The sequence below is a fragment of the uncultured Porphyromonas sp. genome, assembly GCF_947254915.1.
In the GTDB taxonomy this organism is placed as follows: domain Bacteria; phylum Bacteroidota; class Bacteroidia; order Bacteroidales; family Porphyromonadaceae; genus Porphyromonas.
Genome location: NZ_CAMYEZ010000001.1, coordinates 1 through 24,163, shown reverse-complemented (window position 1 = coordinate 24,163; position 24,163 = coordinate 1). Strand labels below are relative to the sequence as shown.

Below are 24,163 nucleotides of genomic sequence, written 5' to 3'. Positions count from 1 at the left end.
TTGTTCTAATGGGTCAGGGATTAGTCGGCAAGCGGTTGGTGCTCAGGACGGAGCAAGTCTAGGACCGTCTTGACCGGGGTAAAGGTATCGCTCGGCACCTCGACGAAGATCGTATTCCAGTCGTGCATTGCTCCATTCCAAAGTCCAGGGTGCTCCAGCGCTTTGAGTGGGCGCCCCTCGACGCTCTTCTCACTGATGAAAGCAGTCTGCGGATTGACATACTTGTGGAGGTCAAAGGGGTTCCCCTCGTAGTCTCGTATGTAACAGCAAAGGTCGACCGGATTGAAGTGGGTCCCCTCGCGCATCATCTCAAGAGCCTCTGGATTGTTCTTGTCTACCTGCACGCTCTCTAGGATTTGTAGCGAGGTCGTGCCGTCCGCTTCGCGTACTAGGTAGGGTCCACCGCCCGGCTCGCCCTCGTTGCGTACCATACCGCAGACACGTATCGGGCGATCCAGCTTAGCCACCAACTTAGGTATCAGCTCCTCCTCGCTGAGTAGCTCAGCGTGCGGGATCTTTATGCAGAGCGTCTCATCGAGGAAGGTCAAAACCTCCTCCGTCAGCGCCTTGCTCACCTTCGAGCGCTTGAGCTGTTGCAGATAGCCGAAGATGCGGTCGCGTACCGCCAGGAGGATACCGCCGAGGAGCTTTTTGTAGAGGACTGTATTGCTCTTCAGGTGGTCGGGCGTGACGTTGTCAATGTTTTTGATGAAAACGACTGAAGCGTCCAGCCGACCAAGATTGCCAATGAGCGTACCGTGCCCACCAGGGCGCAGGAGTAGCGTACCGTCAGCACGGCGGAAGGGCGTGCCACGCTCTAGGTCTAGAGCGATCGTGTCGGTGCTGCGCTCCTGAATACTATAGGTCACATGATAGCGACAGCCAAACAGATCCTCGAAGCTCTGGATGCGTCGATCGACTAGAGAGCGAAAGGCCTCCAGATGCTCAGGCGATACGGTGAAGTGCAACCGCACATCTCCGTGAATGTTTTGTGTATAGAGCGCACCCTCGACCATATGCTCCTCAATAGGGGTGCGCTTGGTGCCGTTGGGGTAATCGTGGAAGAGGAGCATCCCCTTCGGCAACGACCCGTAGCCCATGCCGTGCGGGTCGAGAAGGTTGTCAATGATGGTGCCGTACTGCTCACTCTCCATCAGCTTGCTCATGGTACGCCAATTGTTGCGCAGGCAGGTCTCGCTCAGTTTCTCATAGAAGGCAAACGACTCTAGATGATCCACAAACGTCTGTTGGTCTGGGGTCAACTCATCGTGCGAGATCTGCTGCTCCTTGGGTAGCCCATAGAGCGACTTAAACATGCGACTCGCAGCTCCCGAGGCGGGTACAAACTTGATGACATCGGCTCCAGGTTTCTGCAGGTAGTCGTGCCATAAGTCTAGGTAGTAGGGCATCTCGTCAGTTGCTAGGCGCATGATGCCCCGCTCAAGCTTTGCCGAGTCGACGATGACTAGATAAGGTGTCCCATCGATAAGTAGCTTGAGCTGTCGCTCCGCTTCTCCAGCGGAGATGCCCCGCTCAGCAAGGTAGCTGAGGTCTTCGGAGGTAAATGTGTTAGAGTCGTCCATACGATGTGAGGTGTCAGAATAATAGGCACCTCAAAGATACGAAAAAGCCATCAGACGCTAGCGCTCCGTAGCGAGCCTCTAGGCATATACCCCATACTTGTCGTCCCCGCATAGCTCTCGAATACAGAGTTCTCATATGTCAACCCTTGGGGCGGTTAATCTGCAAGCAAGAAGGATTGGACGTTTTTCACTACATTTGCAGGCGACTTGCGATATGCGGGTCACAACCATTCATATAAACATATAAAAGACATCTGTATGAAAAGTAAGATTTACTGCCTGCTCCTGATACTCCCACTACTCGCTCTCGTGGGGTGTAACGAGGACAAACCACAAGAAAAGAAAGTTGAGAGTCTCAGCATCACTCCCAATGAAAAGGAGATGACAGTTGGGGAGACCTTGGAGCTAAAGGTGACTCAGCAACCGAATCTAAACAAGAAGGTTTCCTTCCGCAGTCTCAATACTGAGCTCGCTACGGTCTCAGACAAGGGGGTAGTCACAGCCGTTGCCAAGGGTGAGACAACCATCCTCGCAGAGGTGGACGGGGTCTCTGCTACATGCAAGGTCACCATCAAAGAACAAAAACAGACTCCGATGGAAGACTTTACCGTGGAAACGCAGGACATTACTCCTATCAACATTTTCGTCACGATTACGCCAAAAGATCCCAACATGCGCTACGCTGTCAATGCGGGTACGGAAGAGGGTTACGAGCGTATCATTGAAAATAGAGAGTCTCAACCTAACGCAAATCGCGAGTGGTGGAAAGCCCTCTCTGGTGGCGAGCCAGGCTCTGATGCATATAGAGAAGCGGTAAAGAACGACAGCTACCAGGGGACAAAGAGTTTTAATCTAGGCTCTATCTCAGGGTCTGACTATCCTTATCCAGCTGACCATACTATCGTAGTAAGAATCTATGGTATGGATCAAGATGGCAAGGAGCTAACCAAGGTGTTTGAGTACAAGCTACAGACAAAGCCTCGTACTCCCAAGGTAGATCTCACTTTCAAGGTAGAAGGGATTACAGCTGGTGCTATGCCAACCACCGTTAAGATTATACCATCTGATCAAACTAAGCCTTATTATTTTGCAGTTCAGTCCAAGAGATATGTGGACTTCTATAGGACGGCTAAAGATGAGAATAGGCTTATAGATGGTGTTCCCCCTATAGATATGATGTGCCTAAGACTAGTTCAGAGCTCTCTCCAGCAGAACCCTGTGCCTGATGTATTCAAGACTGGGGTACATGAGTTTGAGATGAAGGACTTTACCTTACAGCCTAAGCGAGACTATGTCTTGATCATATTCGGGTGGGACAAGGAGCTAGGATTAACTGCAGATCCAACTTTAGTTGAGTTCAAAACGCCAGCTAGCGCTACGAACTAGACGGTTTATATGTTGACTAGATAAAAGCGAAGAGACAAGTCAACAGTCTCTAAATAGACGACGGATGCCTAAAGTTGTGCGTCCGTCGTCTTTTTTGTGTGACACACACTCAGTCCTTATAGATAACTACGAGTACTGAGAGGTGTCTTGATGATAAAGTGTCGCTACTCGTCAGTTGTTGAGCATCTGCTTGAGGGCGTTGAGTTGCTTGAGAGCGTCTAGAGGCGTGAGGTTGTTGATGTCTAGCTCGTTGATCTTGGTGCGGACTGCTGTGAGGACGGGGTCGTCTAATTGGAAGATAGACATTTGCATGCCTCCGCTCTGGGACGTGCTGGGCGTAGCGGAGTCGGAGCCTTGCTCGCTTTCGGTGCGGTAAGCCTCTAGGTGCTGGAGCACTTCGCCTGCTCGCGCGACGATCCAGGTGGGCATACCGGCCAACTTCGCTACCTGTATACCGAAGCTGTGTGCAGAGCCTCCAGGGACTAGCTTGCGGAGGAAGAGCATCTCGCCATCGATCTCACGAGCTGAGACGTTGTAGCACTGGACCCGCTCGAGGTGGTCGGCTAGTTCGTTGAGCTCGTGGTAGTGCGTGGCGAAGAGCGTCTTGGCTCGTCCTTGCGTCGTGCTGTGCAGGTACTCGACAATGGCCCACGCTATGGAGACCCCGTCGAAAGTACTGGTGCCACGCCCCAGCTCGTCAAAGAGGATCAAGCTACGAGGCGTCAAGTTGTTAAGGATGCTGGCGGCCTCTTGCATCTCAACCATAAAGGTGGACTCGCCTACGGCGATATTGTCCGAAGCGCCCACACGAGTGTAGACCGAGTCAACGATGCCGATGGTGGCTGAGGTGGCGGGGACGAAGCTTCCCATCTGAGCCATGATCACGATGAGCGCCGTCTGGCGGAGCAGGGCACTCTTACCGCTCATGTTCGGGCCGGTGATGATCATGATTTGGCAGTCGATGGGGGAGAGCTTCACATCGTTGGGGATGTAAGGTTGTCCAGCGGGAAGGGTTCGCTCGATGACTGGGTGGCGTCCGTCAACGATCTCTAGGTCGTACCCCTCGTTGAGCGTGGGGCGACAGTAGTCATACGCCTCGGCAACAGCGGCTAGCGAGGCGAGGACATCGAGCTGCGCTAAGATCTGAGCATCCTGTAGGAGTTGGTTGGCAAACTGCTGGAGCGTCCCAATGAGCTTCGCAAAGAGCTCTTGCTCTAGAGCTAAGATACGATCTTCGGCTCCGAGAATCTTCTCCTCGTACTCCTTTAGTTCTTGGGTAATGTAGCGCTCCGCATTGACGAGGGTTTGCTTGCGAATCCACTCTTCGGGCACTTGCTCCTTGTAGGTATTGCGCACCTCGAGATAATAGCCGAAGACATTGTTGAAGCCAATCTTGAGACTGGCGATGCCGGTGTGCTCTGTCTCACGAGCGAGGAGGTCGTCGAGGTATTGCTTGCCCGACTTGAGCAAGCGCCGTAGCTGGTCTAGCTCTTCGCAAAAGCCCTCGGCGATGGTCATCCCCTTGCCGATCTGCTGCGGTGCCTCGGGGTTGAGCTGATAGGTGATTTGTTGGCACAGCTGGGTGCAGGGATCGAGTAGCGAGCAGAGTGCTGTCAGGGTCTCCTCGCCTTCGTCTAGAGCGAGCTGGCGTATGGGTGCGATGAGAGCGATGGAGAGTCCGAGGCGAACCACTTCGCGAGGGGTGATACGACCCATGGCGACACGTCCCACGAGGCGCTGCAGGTCGCCTATCTCCTTCATCTGGTCGGTGAGCTTGGTGCGTAGCTGAGGATTGTCCACAAGGTTTGCGACAATGCTTTGGCGCTGTTGGATCGCTTGGAGCTCTTTTAGCGGGAAAGCTATCCACTGATCCAATAGACGAGCACCCATCGGCGTGACCGTTTGATCCAGGATCTGACGGAGCGTGGTGCCGCCCGCATTCATTGGGGTGGTGAGCTCCAGACTGTGAGCCGTAAAGCCGTCGATGCGCACATGTCGCTGCTCGTCAATGCGGACGATGCGGGTGATGTGCCCGATCTCGGTGTGCTTCGTCATATCAAGGTAGTGAAGCACGGCCCCTGCGGCGGTGATCGCTAGCGGGAGGGTGTCGATGCCGAAGCCCTTGAGCGAGAGCGTGCCGAAGTGCTGCAGGAGACGCTCACGGTTGTTGCTCTCGGAGAAAATCCAGTCGTCGTAGTCCGAGAGATGTCCCTCGGGCTGGAGAAGGCGCTGCAGACGGTCCCGATGCTTGCGCTCGATGAGGATTTCCTTGGGGTTGTAGCCCGAGGTGAGCTTGGCGAGTACCTGATCGGTGCACTCGCTGGCGTAAAACTCTCCCGTCGAGAGGTCGAGCAGTGCTAAGCCGTAGAGGTTCTCCCCTTTAGCTTCGGGGTAAACGGCTGCGAGGAAGTTGTTTTGCTTGCTCTGGAGAACATTGTCCGTGGTGACCACGCCAGGGGTTACGATCTCGGTGATGCCTCGCTTGACCAACTTATTGGTTAGCTTCGGATCCTCGAGCTGATCACAGATAGCCACCCGTTTGCCCGCCCGCACCAGCTTAGGCAGGTAAGTGTCGAGCGCATGGTGGGGAAAGCCCGCCAGCTCGACATGTTGCGCCGCTCCGTTGGCACGCTTGGTGAGCGTGATGCCGAGGATCTTGGACGCCTCGATGGCATCGTCGGAAAAGGTCTCGTAGAAGTCGCCCACACGAAAGAGCAAGATAGCATCGGGATGCTTCTTCTTGAACTGCAAGTACTGCCGCATCATCGGGGTCTCGGCGATCTCTTTCTTAGCCACGGGATAAATAGTCTCTTAGGTAGTTATGGCATCAAAAGTACCAAAAAAAAAGCATACGCCTCGTCTCCACAACCCCCTAAAGTAAGGGAGGAGAGCTAGAAAAGGAGCTAGAGTAGTCCCTCTTGGCGGAGGCGGTCACGCACTTCGCTGGCGGAAGTGTAGCGCTCGATCTGCTCAATGAGCTGACGAAGCTCGACAAGTTCGTCGCGCACCGCTTTGAGCTGGGCGATCGCCTCGGCACGTTGCTCCGCCTCTTGGGGATTGTGTCGGAGAGTTGCCTTGGCACCGTCAATCGTCAGGTTAGACTCTCGCAGTAGGTGACGGATTAGTTGCAATTCGCGCAGATTATCTTGCGAGTACTTGAGTCGTCCCGTGCTACTGCGACGCACCTGCACGGCAAAGGTCTCAACCCAGTAGCGCACCGTAGACTGACTCTCTTGGAGCGCCTCAGACACCTCTCGGTGGGAGTAGTAGAGCTTCTTACTGTCCATACGATCTTACGCTTTGCGAGGTGTGAGCTTCTCCTTGAGATAGTGACCCGTGATCGAGTCGGGGCAGGCGGCCACCTCTTCGGGTGTGCCCGCCACTACGAGCTGTCCACCCTTGTCGCCCCCATCGGGCCCTAGGTCGATGATGTAGTCGGCGCTCTTGATCACCTCCATATTGTGCTCGATGATCAGCACCGAGTGCCCCTGGTCGATCAAGTCTCGGAAAGCGGCTAGGAGCGTGGATATATCGTGAAAGTGCAGCCCCGTGGTCGGCTCATCGAAGACAAAGAGCGTGTGCGGCTCGTGGTCACGACCGAGGTAGTAGGCGAGCTTGAGACGCTGGTTCTCACCGCCCGAGAGCGTCGAGCTGTTTTGCCCTAGCTGTAGGTAGCCTAGCCCGACACGCTGCAACCCCTCGAGGAGACGAATGATCGAAGTGGTCTGGTCTGCTGGGTACTTGGTAAAGAACTCTATCGCTTGGTCCACCGTCATCTCCAGTAGGTCGTAAATGTTGACCCCGTGGTAGGTCACCTCGAGGATGTTCTTCTGAAAGCGTTTCCCCTCGCACGCATCGCAGACCAGCGTTATGTCCGTCATAAACTGCATCGGCACCTCGACGACACCATCGCCCTTGCACACTTCGCAGCGTCCGCCCTCCTTATTAAAGGAGAAGAAGTAAGGCTTGTAGCCCATCTGCTTTGCCAAAGGTTGGTCAGCGTACAGTTCGCGGATCGGTGTAAACGCATCTATATAGGTAACCGGATTGGAGCGCGTGCTACGCCCCACGCTGTTTTGGTCCACGTAAAGGACCTGCTCCACGAGGTCAACGTCGCCCGTCAGCATACGGCTCTGCGTCTCTCGAGGACGTGCATTGATGATGCGCTGTAGCTCCTCCACAAGAAGGTCGGAGATGAGGGTACTCTTGCCCGAACCGCTCACGCCCGTGACCACCGTCATGTTAAAGAGCGGGATGTCCACGTCGAAGCCTTTCAGATTGTTCTTATGCACACGGTGCATCGTTAGCTTGCGCTTCACCGGGCGACGATACTTGGGTACAGGTATCTCCTCGCGCCCCGTCAGATAAGCCGCCGTGTAGCCAGGAGTCTCGGCTGTTATGTCGCTCGGCTTGCCGTGGTAGATCACCTCGCCACCGAGACGACCCGCATCAAGCCCCATATCAATCAGGTAGTCGGCCGCACGTATCGTCAGCTCGTCATGCTCCACGACGATTACCGTGTTGCCCTGATCACGTAGCTCCTTGATGACCGAGATCAGCCGATCGGTGTCGCGGTCGTGCAGTCCGATGCTCGGCTCATCCAGTATGTACATCGAGCCGACAAGGCTGTTGCCCAGACGTGTCGCTAGGTTGATGCGCTGGCTCTCACCGCCCGAGAGCGTGTTAGAGCGTCTGTCTAGGGTCAGGTAGCCGAGCCCCACGCCGTCTAGCGTGCGGAGTCGGTTGCGGATCTCTTTGAGCGGACGCTCCGCTATCTTAGCCTCCTCGGGGTCCTCCAGCTCTTGGGCAAAGAAGGTCAATGCCTCACGGATCGACATTTGCCCGATCTGGTGAAAGTTCTTGCCCATATAGGTAAAGAGCAGGGCATCCTCCTTGAGCCTACCGCCGTGGCAGGCGTAGCACTCGCTCTTGCCCCGATAGTGCGCCAGACGAACACGGTTCTGGATCTTGTAAATGTCCTTCTGGAGCATGGCGAAGTAATCGTCAATGCCGTAGAGTGTCCCTTTGCCCCAGCCCCCGCCTTCATGCCCGTGCCAAAGCAGGTCTCGCTGCTCCTGCGTTAGCTCAGCGTAGGGCGTGTGGATGGGAAAGTCAAAGCGCTTCGCCTCATGGATGAAAGCTTTCGCCCACTCGGAAGACTTAGCTCCACGCCAGCAATCCACGCACCCCTCGTAGAGCGAGAGACTGTCGTCGGGGATTACCCGCTCAGGGTCAATGCCGAGGATCGAGCCAAAGCCTCCGCAAACGGTGCAGGCACCCGCAGGACTGTTGAAGTTGAAGAGGTCTGGCGTAGGTTCCGTAAAGGTCCGCCCATCTGCCTCAAAGCGTGCGCTAAAGTTGCGCCGGCCCTTGCTACTCCACGCGCCCTCGCTATCTTGCCAACGGAGGGCGCAGGTCTCCCGACCCTCGTAAAGCGCTATTTCGACCGAGTCCCCGAGGCGAGACTCGTAGCTATCGTCGCCCGTGCGGACGGTCAGTCGATCCACGATCAGCTGAACCTGCTTCGCCTCACGTAGCTCCTTATTGCTCACATCCTCAATACGGTAGACCGTATCGTCAATGAGGACACGGTTGTACCCCTGCCCCTGTAGGAGCATCAGATGCTCGATGAGACGTCGCCCCTCAGGCGGATAGAGATCCGCTAGGATGTAAAGCTTGCTATCGGTCGGAATCTGATGAGCCGCCTCAACCACATCGGCAGCCGTGTGACGCTTGACCAGTTCGCCACTGATAGGCGAGTAGAGCTTGCCCACACGAGCCATCAAGACACGCAGGTAGTCGTCGATCTCTGACGAAGTGCCGACAGTAGAGCGGGGGTTGCGACTAACCACCCGCTGCTCGATAGCGACCGCAGGCGGGAGGTTCTTAATCTGGTCACACTCAGGCTTCTTCATACGCATGAGAAACTGCCGTGCATACGACGACAGGCTATCCACATAGCGACGCTGCCCCTCAGCGTAGAGCGTGTCAAAGGCGAGCGAACTCTTGCCCGAGCCACTCACGCCCGTGATGACGACCAGCTCCCCACGGGGGATGTCTAGGTCTATGCCCTTGAGATTGTTGACACGGCAACCACGGATTATAATATCATTGAGGGGACTCTTCTTCATAGCTACTCTTTTTCCAAAACAAAGATACGAAATCACCGCCACACATAGGAAGGCTGTTCCCTAAAACAGCCGAGCTGATTGTTGTTGGGGGCTTTATTTAGGTTGCTGCAGTAGATACGATGAACGCACGACGGTGAGTCCCTGGAAGGGGGGGGGCTACACGGTCGTGCGTTTTATTTCCGCCTCTACTCAGAGCGGTGTGGAATCTTCCTGCTAGTAGCTTAGATGCGGTAGGCGAAGCCCGCAAAAGCGTAGATGTTGTAGAGCGGGAAAGGCATCATCGTAAAGCTCCTATTGAGAGCAGGCTCGAAGCTCATATTGAGCTGTGTGGTCAAGCCGATGCGCTGATGAAAGAAGTAGTCGAAGCCTATCCGTACACCCATATCTAGCTTGTTGAAGTGATCTGATAGGTCGTAGTCGACGAGATGGTCTGGGGCGATGGCTTCTCCATTGAGCGTGCCGTCACCATCAAGAGTCACCTTAAAGCTCTGTTGCATCAGGTAGGAGAGGTAGAAGCCCACCTGCATGCGAAACTTGTCACTAGTCGTATGGTAGGCGACCAGCATCGGGAGCGTGAGGTAGTAGTTGATGAACTCAGTGCTGTTATTGCCTGTAAAGAGTCCCCACGCAGCTTCCTGACCTTCGCCCATATTGATGCGCATATCAGTGGCATGGGTACAGACGTACATCCCCTTGCGCTCCATCTCTAGACCCGTGTCTAGATGCCACCCCTTAGTGTCGGGGAGGTGGTAGGAGAGCCATCCCTTGATGGCGATGTTCATGTGGGGATTCCACGTATAGATCTTGTCGATCGCCTTCGGCTTGGGTAGGGGCGTGGTAGCTCCGACATTGAGTCCAGCCTTGATGCCAAACTCTAGGTCATCGTTGCTCTCCTGAGGAGCTTGTGCCCACAGGAGGGGAGTCGTGAGGAGTGCCAGTAGGAGCGTGATAGCTCCTCGGTGTAGTTGCCGTGTAGTCATATCTGTAGCGGGTTACTTCTTGGTGGGTATGCCGAGTGTCACAGTGAAGTCATCAATGCGTAGACGACTGCCGATGGCTCCTCTGAACTTATCCCCATCAGCACTCGACGAGAAGATGAGTGCCATGCGGTACTTGCCCTTCTGAAGGTCTATCTGCTTGTAGGCAGCCTCTTTTCCTGCGACAACCTCCAGCTTTCCCTCAAAGGGTGTCCAGGCGCCATCCTTCGTAGGGGTGGGGTGTAGTTGCACCTTTGCTAGGATACGTGAATCGTTGTAGAGTGTATTACCATTGAGGTAACTATTGTTTTGCGAGATGTCGTAAAAGACGCAGGCGATGGTAGCCTTGTCTTGTCCTTTGATCACCTGGTTCTTCTTCGTCCCATCAACCAAGTCTTTGCCAGGGAGCCACTGATAGTACCCTTTGATAGAAAGAGGTATGGCAAAGACGGACTGGCCAAACTTTGTAGATTCTAGAGGTCGGGTGGCCATAATGCCCTCGTCCAGTGATCCGCAGTAGAGAGCTCCAGCGATGATGCCTTTGCCAAGCAGTGGCCAAGCCTTGATGGTTGTCAACTCCAAAGCCTGTCCTGAGCGTCCCTTAGCGAGAGGCAGTACGGGGTAAGTGGTTAAGAGAGCCTTGACAGCCCCCACATTGCTTGCAGACATCCAGTAGGGGTCGCCATCGAGTAGCTTAGAGAGACTCTTCTCTACGGGTAGCTGGTAGGTTCCCTTTGGCTTGACCCACTCGTCAAAGGTGAAGGTAACCTCCTGTAGCGTCATCTGCTCCTTTGGATCGGGATTAGGGTTGGGCTCAGGATTCGGGTTTGGATTAGGCTCTGGGTTAGGATTTGGTTCTGGATTGGGATTGGGGTTTGGCTCTGGTTCCGGCTTTGGTTTGGGCTTGTAGGTGCCGTTCTCGATGGCGATACGCTTTGCCTTGATAGGATCTTCGCCACTGCAACTCATCGTCATAAGGAGTGACAAGGCAAAGAGCAGGCTGAGGGTCCAATAGGTTCGTTTCATATCGTACTATGTTTACACTTAGACGGAGCAAAGGTAATTATTTCCTCTCATATCTAGGAGAACCCTTAAAGGTCGCACATAGGGCTGATAATATAGGATGAGTGTACGGAAGGGAATCAAAAGGTGGAGGAAATCGAGCAATTCCTCCGTGAAAATCTTGGAATATACAGCGAGAAACGGACAAATTCTTCCGAACTTTTATTCCGTTCTTCCGAAGTTTCATTTCGTTCTTCCGAAGTTTTATTTCGCCCCTCCGTGGAGAATTTTCATTTCCTCGTGAGCTATGGGAAAATTCCTCGGGAGATATTGACATCAACGGAGATGTAGGAGTCGCTATAGTATGGATTTGTAGTGCTAGGTAGCAAGGCTTCGGCCATATATTCCTATAGTGATACCTTCGCATACATGGTGATAATTTATCTGCTCTGATTGCTAGAGACAAGATTGTCTTAACTCAGATATTATTGTTATCTTTGCGAGAGAATCGTGTGAGCTACCGCTCGCACTAGAGGGTAGGGAGCTTAGCTCACCCGAAGTATGATGACTAACGTATTTAATTTCACATAGAATGAAAAGAGACCAAGAAATCTTTGATCTGATTGAACAGGAGCATCAGCGCCAGCAAAAGGGCATTGAGCTGATCGCCTCTGAGAACTTCGTCAGCGACCAGGTCATGCAGGCTATGGGTAGCTGTATGACCAATAAGTACGCTGAGGGATACCCTGGCAAGCGTTACTACGGCGGTTGCGAGGTCGTGGACAAGTCTGAGAACCTAGCTATAGAGCGTATCAAGAAGCTCTTTGGCGCTGAGTATGCCAACGTGCAGCCACACTCTGGTGCTCAGGCAAACATGGCAGTCCTCTTTACCTGTCTCAAGCCTGGCGACACTTTTATGGGGCTAAACCTAGACCACGGTGGTCACCTCTCACACGGTTCGCCTGTCAATAGCTCTGGTACGCTCTACCACCCCATCGGCTACAACGTAAGCAAGGAGACTGGTACGGTCGACTACGATGAGATGGAGCAGCTAGCTCGCCAGCACAAGCCTAAGCTCATCATCGCTGGTGGCTCGGCTTACTGCCGCGAGTGGGACTACGCACGCTTCCGCAAGGTAGCTGACGAGATTGGTGCTATCTTTATGGTTGATATGGCTCACCCCGCTGGTCTGATCGCTGCTGGCCTACTTGACAACCCTGTCAAGTATGCTCACATCGTCACCTCTACGACGCACAAGACTCTACGTGGTCCTCGTGGCGGTATCATCCTCATGGGTAAGGACTTTGAGAATCCTTGGGGTCTCAAGACGCCTAAGGGCGCTGTCAAGATGATGTCTCAGCTACTCAACTCGGCTGTCTTCCCCGGCATCCAGGGAGGTCCGCTAGAGCATGTCATCGCTGCTAAGGCTGTTGCCTTTGGTGAGGCTCTTGATCCTTCATTTAAGGAGTATCAGAAGCAGGTGATGAAGAATGCTAAGGCGCTTGGCGAGGCTTTTGTCAAGATGGGCTACAACTGTATCTCTGGCGGCACGGACAATCACTGCCTCCTCATCGACCTACGCTCTAAGTACCCCGACCTAACGGGTAAGGTGGCTGAGAACGCACTCGTACGTGCTGACATTACGGTCAATAAGAATATGGTACCCTTTGACTCACGCTCTGCATTCCAGACCTCGGGTATCCGTGTGGGTACGCCCGCTATCACGACGCGTGGAGTCAAGGAGGACAAGATGCCATACATCGTTGAGCTCATCGACCGCGTACTCCGCGATCCAGAGAACGAGGCTGAGATAGCTAAGGTACGTAAGGAGGTCAACGAGATGATGTCTCCACTACCTATCTTCGCTTGGTAAGATAAACTACACAGAGGCCACGCCTCTTAACCTGATAGAGACTGAATGCAGGGGGGACACACGCTCAGACTTCTAAGGAGCAGACCCTAGCACTCAGTCTCTTACTCTTTCCACTATTTGAGTCTGACCAAACCGTTGGCAGGCTCGGTACACACACTTAACCGACACACGAGAGATGCCCACACCACCGTTTAAGTACCAGCCGATGTATCCCGTAGGACCCGATCGGACTGAGTACGAGTTAATCACCTCTGACTACGTTCACACGGTCGACTGCAATGGTCACCAGATGCTCCAAGTCGAGCCTGAGGCGCTACGCATACTTGCGGAGCGAGCTATGCACGATGTAGCCTTCTACCTACGTCCCGCTCACCAGGAGCAGGTCGCATCGATACTGTCCGACCCCGAGGCTTCGGACAATGATAAGTTCGTCGCTCTCACCTTCCTCCGCAATGCTGAGGTAAGCGCTCTAGGGCAGCTCCCCTTCTGCCAAGACACCGGTACCGCCATCATCTTGGGTAAGAAAGGTCAAAACGTCTGGACTGGCGCTTGCGACGAGGAGTACCTCTCGCACGGCGTCTACGACACCTACACGCGCTACAACCTCCGCTATTCGCAAAATGCGCCCCTCGATATGTACCGTGAGGTCAATACAGGGTGCAACCTTCCTGCACAGATCGACCTGATGGCGACCGAGGGCGATGAGTATAAGTTCCTCTTTATCGCTAAGGGCGGTGGCTCTGCCAATAAGACTTACCTCTATCAGGAGACCAAAGCACTCCTCACGGAGGAGCGGCTCTTCCCCTTCTTGGTGGACAAGATGCGTTCGCTAGGTACCGCCGCCTGCCCGCCTTATCACATTGCCTTCGTCATCGGAGGCACCTCGGCAGAGGCCAACCTCAAGACGGTCAAGCTCGCCAGTGCTAAGTACTACGACGAGCTACCGACCAAGGGCAACGAGCTGGGACACGCCTTCCGTGATTTAGAGATGGAGCAGCGGCTCCTGGAGGCGACCCACGAGATTGGTCTCGGAGCGCAGTTTGGCGGTAAGTATTTCGCCCATGACATACGTGTGATCCGCATGCCACGCCACGGAGCTTCCTGTCCTGTCGGACTAGGTGTGAGCTGTTCCGCCGATCGCAATGTGCGGGCTAAGATCAATAAGGATGGACTGTGGATCGAGCGACTGGAGAAGCATCCCGCACGGCTCATCCCCGAATCGATGCGCCACGGCACCGAGGGCGAGGTTGTGAAGGTAGACCTCAACCGCCCGATGGACGAGATACGCAAGCAACTGAGCCAGTATCCTGTCTCTACCCGTCTCTCGCTATCTGGCACCATCGTCGTGGGACGAGACATCGCTCACGCGAAGCTCAAGGAGCGCCTAGATCGTGGCGAGGAGCTGCCTCAGTATATCAAGGATCACCCAATCTACTACGCTGGTCCCGCCAAGACGCCTGAGGGGATGCCGAGCGGCTCTTTCGGACCCACCACTGCGGGTCGTATGGATCCCTATGTCGATCTCTTCCAAAGCCATGGCGGTAGCCTCATTATGATAGCCAAGGGCAATCGTAGTCAGCAGGTTACGGATGCTTGCAAGGCACATGGAGGCTTTTACCTCGGCAGCATCGGTGGCCCCGCAGCGATCCTAGCGCAGGAGAGCATCAAGCGTGTCGAGTGCCTTGAGTATCCCGAGCTAGGCATGGAGGCGATCTGGCGTATAGAGGTGGAGGACTTCCCTGCCTTCATCCTGGTTGATGACAAGGGCAACGACTTCTTCCAGCAGATCAGACAGTGCGCTGGCTGTCCCCGCAGTTAGCTCCACGGCGCAGCGTCCCCGCTGAATAAATAAAGAAGAGTAGGAACACACAGACTAGTGCGTTCCTACTCTTGTGCGAAATAGTCGTACCTTAGCAGAGTCTTCAAGTAGACAAATCAGAGCACAGAGACAGATGATACCACAATACAAGAGTAATCCACCTCAGTGGACAGAGATATACAGCCAGTCTAACCTCCCCGCAGAGCTGCAATCGCTCAAGGACTTGACGATGAACTTATGGTGGTCTTGGCAACCATGGGCGATACGACTCTTTCAGTCTATTGACCCTGAGCTATGGGCGCAGACTGATGGCAATCCTCGCTGGATGCTTCACCTCCTAGGGGCGGAGCGTATAGCGGAGCTTTGCCAGGATCAGCACTTCCTCGCAGAGGTGCAGGCGCTGTACGATGAGTTGCAGTCCTATCTGCAGGAGCGTCCCGATGAGACGCGTCCCTCGGTCGCTTACTTCTGCATGGAATACGGCATTAGCAATACCCTACACATTTACTCGGGAGGCTTAGGCATCCTCGCGGGTGACTATGTCAAGGAGGCGAGCGATAGCAACGTTCGCCTCACCGCCGTGGGGCTCCTTTATCGCTACGGTTACTTCACTCAGAGCCTTGACCCGAGTGGTAATCAGGTGGCGCACTATGTGCCACAAAACTTTTACAACCTGCCCCTTGAACCCGTACTCAACGAGCGTGGTGAGCGTCTGACACTACATCTGGAGATGGCTTCGCTGCCTGTGGCTTGTCAGGTGTGGCGTGTGCCGGTAGGTCGTGTGTCGCTCTATCTGCTGGACACGGATGTGCCTGAGAATGGGGATCTGGCGAAGAGCATTACCCACAGTCTCTATGGTGGTGACTGGGAGAATCGACTCCGTCAGGAGTACCTCCTAGGTATCGGTGGTACGATGCTACTCAAGCAGCTCGGCATCACGTGTGATGTGTACCATATGAATGAGGGTCATGCGGCCTTTATGAATGTGGAGCGACTGGTCAATCTGGTGGAGGATAGGGGCTTGCCCTGTGACGTAGCGCTGGAGGTGGTGCGCGCCTCTTCGCTCTATACTGTGCATACGCCTGTGCCAGCGGGGCATGACTACTTTGAGGATGCTTTGATAGATCGTTACTTCGCTCCTTTCTATAGTCGTCTGGGTATCTCTCGTGATGAGTTTATCCAGCTGGGCAAGGACAGCCACGGGAGCGGTGGTAAGTTCTCCATGAGCGTCCTAGCGCTGCACACTTCGCAGGAGGCCAATGGCGTGAGCAAGCTTCATGGCGATGTGTCGAAGCGTATGTTTGCTCCCGTATGGGAGGGCTTTTTCCCCGAGGAGAGCCACGTCTCCTATGTAACGAATGGGGTGCACCTGCCTACCTGGGCAGCGCCTGAGTGGCAGCAGTTCTTCGTTCGTCACTTCGGCGCTGACTACCTGAGCCATCAGTCTCAGGAGGAGATGTGGGCTAGGATCATGAGCGTGCCGAGCGAGGAGATACGTCAGATACGCCAGTGCCTGAAGAGACGACTGATACAGCACATCCAGAGCACGATCATAAAGACTCACGGAGAGATAGGACTGCCGCCACAGCTTGCTAAGGCAACGCTTGACGAACTACAGGAGCGGGCCCTTTACATAGGCTTCTCCCGCCGCTTCGCCACTTACAAGCGTGCTCATCTACTCTTTGAGGATCTAGAGACTTTGGCAAAGATCCTAGACAACAAAGAGCGACCCGTTCGCTTTATCTTTGCGGGCAAGGCGCACCCTGCTGATGGCGGTGGGCAGGCGCTCATCAAGCGCATCATAGAGGTGAGCCGTATGCCACAGTTTGTCGGTAAAATCATCTTCCTACCTGACTACGACATAGCGCTTGCCAAGACGCTTATCCCGGGTGTCGATGTATGGCTCAACAATCCGACGCGCCTTATGGAGGCCTCTGGCACTTCTGGCGAAAAGGCCGAGATGAACGGAGTCCTCAACCTCTCCGTGCTGGACGGCTGGTGGTACGAAGGGTACAAGGAGGGCGCTGGCTGGGCACTCTCGGCAGAGCGCACTTACACCGATCAGCATCTGCAGGATCAGCTTGATGCTATGACGATCTATCAGCTCATAGAGCAGGAAATCGTACCTACTTACTATGCCGACATGCCGACTGGTTGCTCGGATCACTGGGTAGACTATATCAAGCGCTCGATGCTCTACATCGCACCACACTTTACGATGCGTCGCATGCTGGATGACTACTACGAGCGCCTCTACAATAAGTTGGCAGTACGCTCCGAGCTTCTAGAGCATCAGGGCTACCGGCAGGCTCGTGATATCGTTGCCTGGAAGCAACGGGTCGCTGCCACATGGGATACGATCACCGTGCAGGAGGCGACCTTCGATGGGGTCATGCGAGAGCCAAACTACAATGGTCAGCATAGCGATCCGACCTTTAGGGTGACGATCGATGCGGGACAAGTGGAAGCAGAGCTCGTTGCCGAGCTGATTGTTACGACGCGGGACGATCTGACGGGCGAAGTGCAGTATGTGGGCAAGGATCTCTTTCACGAGGTGATGCCACGCATGGGGACGACCCGTACTTATGAGCTAACGGTGCCGTCGGTTCAGCCAGGCAAGTATCAGATAGCAGTGCGTCTGCGTCCCTATCTACCCGAGTTGCCTCATCTGATGGACTTCGCTTACGTCCGCTGGATCTCGTTCTGAGTGCTGGCTGTTGGCCTTTAGCTGTTGGCCTTTAGCTGTTGGCCTTTAGCTGTTGGCTTTTGGCTGTTAGCTAGAGCTTCTAGTGCCACTAGTGTCCCTAGTGGCACTAGTGCTCCTAGGAAGTGCCCTCTAGCTTCTAATCTCTAATCTCTAACCTCTGACCTCTGAAAGGATCTTTCGGTAGAACTGTAGTACCGAAGGGGCGGTGCGTAGATTGTGTGGCTTGAGTGGCTGTGTGAGCGTCAAGCCCTCGAGCGTGCGACAGCGACTGAGTGCCACATACCCTTGTCCAGGGGCGAAGAAGCGACTCGGGTCGACCACAATCTGATCGCACGTTTGCCCCTGCGCTTTGTGTACCGTGATAGAGTAAGCGACGATGAGCGGTAGCTGCGTGTAGGAGCCGGTCTGTCGCTCGACGATCTCTCCCTTCTCCTCGTCATAGTCGTAGTCCACCTGCGACCAGGTGTGAGGCGAGACGATGATGGTCTCGCCTTCGGGCGTCTTCACCTTGGCGTACGGCTCCATGATGTCGCCGACAGAGCCACCGACGAGCTTCGTGATGACGCCTGTAGTGCCATTGACCCACGCACCGTCGGGATGATTGCTCACGAGCATCACTTGGGTGCCCACCTTGAGCGAAAACTCTTCGGGCACGGGCAGTGCAGAGGCGGGGATATTACCCTTTAGCTTGCCACGGAAGGTCACTTCTTTGGTATCAAGCTGAGCACAGCGAGATAGGTTGTACGCCTCCACATTGGCTCTGTGAGAGAAGAGTAGCACCGCATGCTGGTCGCTCTGGAGCAGCTCCTCCTGCCACTGAGGGGAGACGCGACTGTTGAGCAGGGCGACCGTGTCATCGCTGACACGTCCTAGGCGGATCTCCTCCAGTGCAGAGACAAAGTGCTGGTCGCTCTGGCGATACATACGCCGCAGGACTATGGAGATGGGCGCTAGTGTAGCGTAGGAGTGCGCCTCGAAGAAGTAAAAGCCGTCACTCTCAGGATAAGCGCGCTGCATCTCCTCCTGATCGGCTGTTGTCGTGACAGGTGGTAGCTGAAAGGGGTCGCCCACCATAAGGAGTTGCACACCCCCAAAGGGTACCTTGCTATGTCTCACGCTGCGCAGGATACGATCCATGGCATCAAGCAGGTCGCAGCGCACCATCGAGATCTCGTCAATGATGATCAGGTCGAGCTGACGGATGAGCTCCCGCTTGTCTTTGCGGTAGCGACGCGTGATGGCGGAGGTATGGTTGGGATCTGTCAGCGGAGCGAGCGGTAGTCGGAAGAAGCTGTGGATCGTCTGACCATGAATGTTGAGCGCAGCAAGTCCCGTCGGAGCCAGCTTGACAAACTTCTTACGAGTCACCTCGCAGTAGTTCTTTAGGAAGTAAGATTTGCCAGTCCCCGCGCTACCTGTCAGGAAGAGACTCATAGAGGTCTGCTCCAAACATTGCAGGGCAGACATCTGCTCGGCATTGTTCTGATCGAAAGCTTCTGGGACAACTAGCATACCGCCACCTACTCCTCGTAAAGCGTCGGATCCTCTAGCCCGTTTGCTACAAAAGCATCGTGCCGCTCCCTACAAGTGCCGCAGCGTCCGCAGTGGCGCTCGCCACCCTGATAGCAACTATAAGTTTTGCCGTAAGGCACCCCAAGACGAGTGCCCCGAGCTACGATCTCAGCTTTCGTGAGGGTCGTGTAGGGCGCCACCAGCTTGACCCCATTGCTGGTGCCAGCCGTGATTGCCTCGCCCATAGGCTTGACAAAACTCTCCCGACAGTCTGGGTAGATGGCGTGGTCGCCGAAGTGATTTGCTATGAGTACCTGCTGCAAGTCTCGGCTCTCGGCCAGCCCTGCGAGGACGCTCAGCATGATGCCATTGCGAAAGGGCACCACCGTCGAGCTCATATTCTCCTCCGAATAGTCTCCCAGCTGCATCTCGCCACCCGAGAGAAGGAGGTCACTGCGAAAGTACTCCCCGATGAAGGCGAGCGGGATGATCAAGTAAGGGATTTCTAGCTCACGGCAGATAGCCTTGGCAGCGGCGAGCTCACGGGCATTGTGCTTGGAGCCGTAGTCGAAGCCCACGGCACAAGCTATCTCCTCACGATATTCGTAGAGGAGTGTCGTGCTATCCACGCCACCTGAGAGAGCAATCAGCGAATTGCGCATTACCGTTGTCTTAGTAAGAGCGAGCGATGATGACTCTGCACTTAGAGGGGCGACCAGTCACCATACAGCGACCAGGCTCCGAGGGAATGTCACGAGGTATGCAGCGGATCGTCGCCTTGGTCTCCTCCTTGATACGTGCCTCGGTCTCGGCAGTGCCGTCCCAGTGGCAGAGGAAGAAGCCGCCGTCCTCAATGCGCTCCTTGAATTCATCGTAACTGTCGCAGATGTAGGTGCGCTCCTTGAGCGACTGGAGTGAACGGTTGTAAAGGTTGCTCTGGATATCCTCGAGCAGTTGCTCAATATGTGCGGAGATGCCCTCTAGCGGCATCGTCTCCTTGGTGAGCGTGTCACGACGAGCCACCTCGACGGTGCCATGCTCCAGGTCGCGCATACCGAGAGCGAGACGTACGGGGACACCCTTCATCTCATACTCCGCAAACTTCCACCCAGGCTTCTTATTGTCGTTGTCATCGATCTGAACCGATACGCCATGCTGACGAAGCTCGCTGACGATCTTGTCGGCTGTCTCGTGGATGCGCTGTAGCTCCTCTTCGCTCTTGTAGATCGGCACGATGACCACCTGAATAGGTGCAATGCGTGGCGGCAGAACCAGTCCGTTGTCGTCGCTGTGCGCCATGATGAGCGCACCGACAAGGCGAGTGGATACGCCCCACGAAGTAGCCCAGACGTAGTCACGATTGCCCTCCTTGTCAAGGAAGGTAACGTCAAACGCCTTAGCGAAGTTTTGCCCTAGGAAGTGCGACGTCCCAGACTGCAAAGCTTTACCATCCTGCATCATAGCCTCAATGGTGTAGGTGTCGATAGCGCCGGCGAAGCGCTCGGTCTCACTCTTGACCCCGACGATGACAGGCAGCGCCAGCATCTCACGGGCGAAGTCCTCATAGACACCGATCATCTTGCGTGCCTCAGCGATTGCCTCCTCCTGGGTAGCATGTGCCGTGTGACCCTCTTGCCAGAGGAACTCAGCCGTGCGGAGGAAGAGACGCGTACGCATCTCCCAGCGCACCACGTTGGCCCACTGATTACAGAGTAGAGGCAGGTCACGGTAGCTCTGGATCCAGTTTTTGTAGGTACTCCAGATGATCGTCTCACTCGTTGGGCGAACGATCAACTCCTCCTCGAGCTTCGCATTGGGGTCTACCTCTACGCCATCGCCCGCCTCGTTGGTACGTAGTCTGTAGTGCGTCACGACGGCACACTCCTTGGCAAAACCCTCGACGTGCTCTGCCTCGCGGCTAAGGTAGCTCTTAGGGATAAATAGAGGGAAGTAAGCGTTGCTGTGTCCCGTCTCCTTAAATCGACGATCGAGGTCCTGCTGCATCTTCTCCCAGATGCCGTAGCCGTAGGGCTTGATGACCATACAGCCACGCACGGAGGAGTTCTCTGCCAGTCCGGCCTTTACAACGATATCTTGATACCACTGTGAGTAGTTTTCGTCACGTGGTGTGAGTTCTTTAATCTCTTTTTTAGCCATGATGCTAGTCTATCTGATTTATTTGCTAGCAAAGGTACCGCTTTTCGCTAGAATTCACAATCTGAGACGGTTGTCTCTCAGTTATTGCTGAGAAGTGCTGAGGGGGAAGTGACTAGAGCTAATAGGGGATGCCTTTAAAATGGCAAATTCCTCGGAAGAATTCACTAAATAGCTCGGAGGAAATCAACCATTTCCTCGGAAGAATGAAATAAAACTTCGGAAGAATGAAATGAAAGTTCGGAAGAATGAAATGAAAGTTCCGAAGAATTTTTTCGTCCCTCGGTGGAGGTTTTTTGTTTTCTACCGAGGTATGTGCGATTTCCTCGGGGGTGTAGATTGGCGGTTGGCTAGTGGTACTAGTGCTCCTAGTGCCTCTAGAGAAGTCTCCTCTAATCTCTAATCTCTAATTTCGTATCTTTGCAGTTAGATCATTTTGCTCATCCTATTACTTAACCACGAGATGTCTTTACCTCAAGAGCCCGTAGCAACCCACACGCCTAAAGTGTCGGTCATCGTACCAGTCTACAACGTCGAGCAGTACCTCCGTCGCTGTCTAGACAGCATACTAGGTCAGACGATGCCCGACTGGGAGGCGATCTGCGTAGATGACGGTAGCCCCGACGGCTCCGCAAGCATTCTCGCAGAGTATGCCGAGCGAGATAGTCGCTTCCGCATTCTAACGAAGGAAAACGGCGGACTCTCCTCTGCTCGCAATGCTGGGACGGCTTGGGCGCGTGGAGAGTTTGTCAACTATGTGGACTCGGACGACTTCATCCACCCGCAGACCTTTGAGCTGGCGGTCACGCTGGCTGAGCGTGACGGATCAGACATTGTCTCGTGGGTGCCAGATATGGTCTACAAGCGTCGGCTACTCCTGCGCGCTAAGCTGGGACAGCCTTACGATGAAGTGGTGCCCTGGAGCATGTCGCAGCGCTACGACCTGAGCAAGGTGCACGCCGTCTGCACGACTGAAGTAGTCAGACATGCGACGAATCATCGCTGGCTTGACGGAGTATCGGATCCGATTCGCTACTTCTACGCTGTCCGCCATCTGGTGCGTCGGGAGCTAGCGGTGGAGACCCCTTTTGTTGAGGGACTCAAGTTTGAGGATTTCCCCTGGTGGAGCGACTTAATGCTACGTTCGCCTCGTGTCACCATCACGCACTTGCCACTCTACTATTACTACTATAATAAAGTGTCTATCTCAAGTGCCTCGTCTGAGTGTGATAAGATGACTCACTGGATAGCGGGTATCCGTCACACTTTCCCACAGTATGCGACCTCGGCATCGGTGGTACAGTGGCACTGTTGGAAGGATCAATGTCTCTGGGCGGTCATCTGCGATCGCATCTCCAAGCAACTCTACAAGGTGCGAGATGATGCTAGTCGTGCAGTGCTCGTGCCACTACTGACTGATCTATGGGATATGGGAGTCTTTGCGACACCGTATAATAAGCGTACGAGGTATCATCAGGGTCGTATCAAAGCCTACATCAATCAGTGATACCATACGTCGTACTCACAGGCTTGATGCTCCTGCTCACGGGGCTATACTATAGAGACCAGCGCTTTGAGGGGCTATACCAGCTCTTCATCTTTGTCCTATTGGTCGGCTTCGCAGGTCTGCGGGTCGGACTAGGTCAGGACTACGAGGTGTATGAGAATGGGTATAACTGGCCTACGTCTGAGTCCTTTCAAGCTTTTGAACCATTGTGGCGAGGTGTGATACTGGGCATGCGTGCGCTGGGTATGAGCTTTCGCTCCTTTATGCTCCTCACCTCGGCGATTACGATTGCTCTATTCTTTCAAGGTATACGACGGCTTTCTATCTCCTATCCGCTAGGGGTGCTCTTCTTTGTCCTTTGGGGTACAGGATACCTGGAGACGCTCAATGGGGTGCGACAATGCCTTGCCTTGATGATTACCTTTGCCACCTTTCACCTCTATGTGGAGCGACGCTACTGGCGATTCTTCCTATGGGTCGTCCTCTCCTGTTTGGTACACAGTTCCTCGGTGATATGGTTGCTCATCCTGCCGATGATGGCTATACGGTGGAACTGGCGCGTGCTGACGGCGCTACTCGTGGTGACGCTCGCGATAGGGAACCCGCTCTTTAAGGTGGTGGGGCATGTCCTGGAGCCGATATTGCCTGAGCGCTACTCCTTCTACATATCCTCTGATGGATGGGAGACGCACCAAGGATGGGTCAATGTACTAACACAAAACGGGATGGCGATCCTTTGCCTCATTGGGTCCCTCTACCTAAATAAGGAGCGTGATAGGGTGACTCATCTGGCTATCCTACTCATCGCTTTCAGTAGTATGATCTACAACTGTACCCTCTCCTCCAGCGTGGCGATGCGCTTTATGTACAACCCTGGCATCATGGTCTGTGTGGCACTGCCGAACTTGCTGCTATCGGTAAAAGACAAATGGTATCAGCTGGCTATCGCTGGGGTGATGATACTATACTTCATTTTTACTGTAAACAGTGTGATGGATCCTGGTAGCTCCCTCCATACCTATCGCTGGATCTATGACGAATACATCTATACCCCTACGTTATGGTAAGCAATGAGCCTATACCGCCTAGAGCGATCGCCTTTGTAGTGAATCAGATCCGCCCGCAAGGACCTCTCTTTGTGGTGCGAGACATTATTGCTGGACTACCCGAGGGCTACTACAAGCCGTACATCATACAGCTCTGTACACTAGAGCCTCAGGGCGAGGCGATGGCTGACGAACTGCAAGCGATGGGGTGCGAGATCATCGAGCTAGGCTTCACACGTGGACAGCTGGAGCTCTTTCCCCGATCGGCAGCCAAGCTCCTCGATGAGTGTCTGCAGCACTACAACATCACACTGGTGCACAGCCACACTTACCAGCCCGACATCGTCACCAGCTATCTAGCGCATCGCTACATCCTCTTGTCGACACAGCACAACATCGCCAAGCTAGACTTCACCTACGGCAAGGGTCGTCTGCTCGGTGGCTATATGTGTCGTCGCTTGATGCG

The 24,163-nt window shown here is 54.5% G+C and carries 15 protein-coding genes and 1 pseudogene; 7 read left to right on the top strand and 9 right to left on the bottom strand.

Going from position 1 to position 24,163, the window contains the following annotated elements; all coding sequences use genetic code 11:
- Positions 1–20: 20 nt before the first annotated feature.
- Complete coding sequence (locus tag Q0X57_RS00080) at positions 21–1,583, bottom strand: DUF4301 family protein (protein WP_297725839.1); 1,563 nt, start codon at positions 1,581–1,583, stop codon at positions 21–23.
- Positions 1,584–1,841: 258 nt separating this feature from the next.
- On the opposite strand from Q0X57_RS00080, the gene Q0X57_RS00075 reads away from it, so the two are divergent.
- On the top strand, positions 1,842–2,969 hold the full coding sequence (locus tag Q0X57_RS00075) for an Ig-like domain-containing protein (RefSeq protein WP_297725836.1): 1,128 nt from the start codon (positions 1,842–1,844) through the stop codon (positions 2,967–2,969).
- 171 nt (positions 2,970–3,140) lie between these two features.
- Here the strand turns inward: Q0X57_RS00075 and mutS are convergent, their stop codons facing one another.
- The 5 genes from mutS to Q0X57_RS00050 all read right to left on the bottom strand — a co-directional run bounded on the left by mutS (position 3,141) and on the right by Q0X57_RS00050 (position 11,103).
- Positions 3,141–5,735 (bottom strand): DNA mismatch repair protein MutS, encoded by a 2,595-nt coding sequence (gene mutS / locus Q0X57_RS00070; protein WP_297725901.1) that lies wholly within the window; start codon positions 5,733–5,735, stop codon positions 3,141–3,143.
- A gap of 137 nt (positions 5,736–5,872) precedes the next feature.
- Positions 5,873–6,256: a MerR family transcriptional regulator gene (locus tag Q0X57_RS00065; RefSeq protein WP_007364499.1), complete on the bottom strand. Its 384-nt coding sequence runs from the start codon at positions 6,254–6,256 to the stop codon at positions 5,873–5,875.
- A 6-nt stretch (positions 6,257–6,262) separates the two neighbouring features.
- Entirely contained in the window at positions 6,263–9,100 is a 2,838-nt protein-coding gene (gene uvrA / locus Q0X57_RS00060) for an excinuclease ABC subunit UvrA (RefSeq protein WP_297725832.1), read from the bottom strand.
- A 221-nt stretch (positions 9,101–9,321) separates the two neighbouring features.
- Entirely contained in the window at positions 9,322–10,080 is a 759-nt protein-coding gene (locus tag Q0X57_RS00055) for a porin family protein (protein ID WP_297725829.1), read from the bottom strand.
- A 12-nt stretch (positions 10,081–10,092) separates the two neighbouring features.
- A complete protein-coding gene (locus tag Q0X57_RS00050; protein WP_297725826.1) occupies positions 10,093–11,103 on the bottom strand; it encodes a PCMD domain-containing protein in 1,011 nt (336 codons plus the stop codon).
- A gap of 568 nt (positions 11,104–11,671) precedes the next feature.
- Between Q0X57_RS00050 and glyA the strand changes: the two genes are divergently transcribed.
- The 3 genes from glyA (at position 11,672) to glgP (ending at position 17,478) form a co-directional block, all read left to right on the top strand.
- Positions 11,672–12,952: a serine hydroxymethyltransferase gene (glyA, locus tag Q0X57_RS00045; RefSeq protein ID WP_297725823.1), complete on the top strand. Its 1,281-nt coding sequence runs from the start codon at positions 11,672–11,674 to the stop codon at positions 12,950–12,952.
- A 175-nt stretch (positions 12,953–13,127) separates the two neighbouring features.
- Positions 13,128–14,771, top strand: coding sequence for a fumarate hydratase (locus tag Q0X57_RS00040; RefSeq protein ID WP_297725820.1), 1,644 nt, complete (start codon positions 13,128–13,130; stop codon positions 14,769–14,771).
- A 133-nt stretch (positions 14,772–14,904) separates the two neighbouring features.
- The gene (glgP, locus tag Q0X57_RS00035; RefSeq protein WP_297725817.1) at positions 14,905–17,478 is read left to right on the top strand and encodes an alpha-glucan family phosphorylase; all 2,574 of its coding nucleotides are present in this window, start codon (positions 14,905–14,907) and stop codon (positions 17,476–17,478) included.
- A gap of 150 nt (positions 17,479–17,628) precedes the next feature.
- Here the strand turns inward: glgP and Q0X57_RS00030 are convergent, their stop codons facing one another.
- Genes Q0X57_RS00030 through proS form a run of 3 tightly spaced genes read right to left on the bottom strand, consistent with a single transcriptional unit; the run spans position 17,629 to position 21,147 of the window.
- Positions 17,629–18,990 carry a DEAD/DEAH box helicase gene (locus tag Q0X57_RS00030; RefSeq protein ID WP_297725814.1) on the bottom strand — a complete coding sequence of 454 codons (1,362 nt, stop codon included), beginning with the start codon at positions 18,988–18,990 and terminating at the stop codon, positions 17,629–17,631.
- Positions 18,991–18,998: 8 nt separating this feature from the next.
- The gene (gene queC, locus Q0X57_RS00025) at positions 18,999–19,652 is read right to left on the bottom strand and encodes a 7-cyano-7-deazaguanine synthase QueC (protein ID WP_297725811.1); all 654 of its coding nucleotides are present in this window, start codon (positions 19,650–19,652) and stop codon (positions 18,999–19,001) included.
- 10 nt (positions 19,653–19,662) lie between these two features.
- Positions 19,663–21,147 carry a proline--tRNA ligase gene (gene proS, locus Q0X57_RS00020; RefSeq protein WP_004330435.1) on the bottom strand — a complete coding sequence of 495 codons (1,485 nt, stop codon included), beginning with the start codon at positions 21,145–21,147 and terminating at the stop codon, positions 19,663–19,665.
- A 460-nt stretch (positions 21,148–21,607) separates the two neighbouring features.
- On the opposite strand from proS, the gene Q0X57_RS00015 reads away from it, so the two are divergent.
- From Q0X57_RS00015 to Q0X57_RS00005, 3 genes and pseudogenes are all read left to right on the top strand, one after another.
- Positions 21,608–22,651, top strand: a complete 1,044-nt coding sequence (locus Q0X57_RS00015; RefSeq protein ID WP_297725808.1) for a glycosyltransferase — start codon at positions 21,608–21,610, stop codon at positions 22,649–22,651.
- Complete coding sequence (locus tag Q0X57_RS00010) at positions 22,648–23,718, top strand: EpsG family protein (protein ID WP_297725804.1); 1,071 nt, start codon at positions 22,648–22,650, stop codon at positions 23,716–23,718. Before Q0X57_RS00015 ends, Q0X57_RS00010 begins: the two co-directional genes overlap by 4 nt.
- Positions 23,712–24,163: pseudogene (locus Q0X57_RS00005) on the top strand (glycosyl transferase family 1); the annotation flags it as partial. The gene Q0X57_RS00010 and the pseudogene Q0X57_RS00005, both read left to right, overlap by 7 nt.

Excerpts from the sequence above, each read along its gene's own strand:
- Q0X57_RS00080 (WP_297725839.1), bottom strand. The coding sequence starts at position 1,583 with ATGGACGACTCTAACACATTTACCTCCGAAGACCTCAGCTACCTTGCT.
- Q0X57_RS00075 (WP_297725836.1), top strand. The coding sequence starts at position 1,842 with ATGAAAAGTAAGATTTACTGCCTGCTCCTGATACTCCCACTACTCGCT.
- mutS (WP_297725901.1), bottom strand. The coding sequence starts at position 5,735 with ATGATGCGGCAGTACTTGCAGTTCAAGAAGAAGCATCCCGATGCTATC.
- Q0X57_RS00065 (WP_007364499.1), bottom strand. The coding sequence starts at position 6,256 with ATGGACAGTAAGAAGCTCTACTACTCCCACCGAGAGGTGTCTGAGGCG.
- uvrA (WP_297725832.1), bottom strand. The coding sequence starts at position 9,100 with ATGAAGAAGAGTCCCCTCAATGATATTATAATCCGTGGTTGCCGTGTC.
- Q0X57_RS00055 (WP_297725829.1), bottom strand. The coding sequence starts at position 10,080 with ATGACTACACGGCAACTACACCGAGGAGCTATCACGCTCCTACTGGCA.
- Q0X57_RS00050 (WP_297725826.1), bottom strand. The coding sequence starts at position 11,103 with ATGAAACGAACCTATTGGACCCTCAGCCTGCTCTTTGCCTTGTCACTC.
- glyA (WP_297725823.1), top strand. The coding sequence starts at position 11,672 with ATGAAAAGAGACCAAGAAATCTTTGATCTGATTGAACAGGAGCATCAG.
- Q0X57_RS00040 (WP_297725820.1), top strand. The coding sequence starts at position 13,128 with ATGCCCACACCACCGTTTAAGTACCAGCCGATGTATCCCGTAGGACCC.
- glgP (WP_297725817.1), top strand. The coding sequence starts at position 14,905 with ATGATACCACAATACAAGAGTAATCCACCTCAGTGGACAGAGATATAC.
- Q0X57_RS00030 (WP_297725814.1), bottom strand. The coding sequence starts at position 18,990 with ATGCTAGTTGTCCCAGAAGCTTTCGATCAGAACAATGCCGAGCAGATG.
- queC (WP_297725811.1), bottom strand. The coding sequence starts at position 19,652 with ATGCGCAATTCGCTGATTGCTCTCTCAGGTGGCGTGGATAGCACGACA.
- proS (WP_004330435.1), bottom strand. The coding sequence starts at position 21,147 with ATGGCTAAAAAAGAGATTAAAGAACTCACACCACGTGACGAAAACTAC.
- Q0X57_RS00015 (WP_297725808.1), top strand. The coding sequence starts at position 21,608 with ATGTCTTTACCTCAAGAGCCCGTAGCAACCCACACGCCTAAAGTGTCG.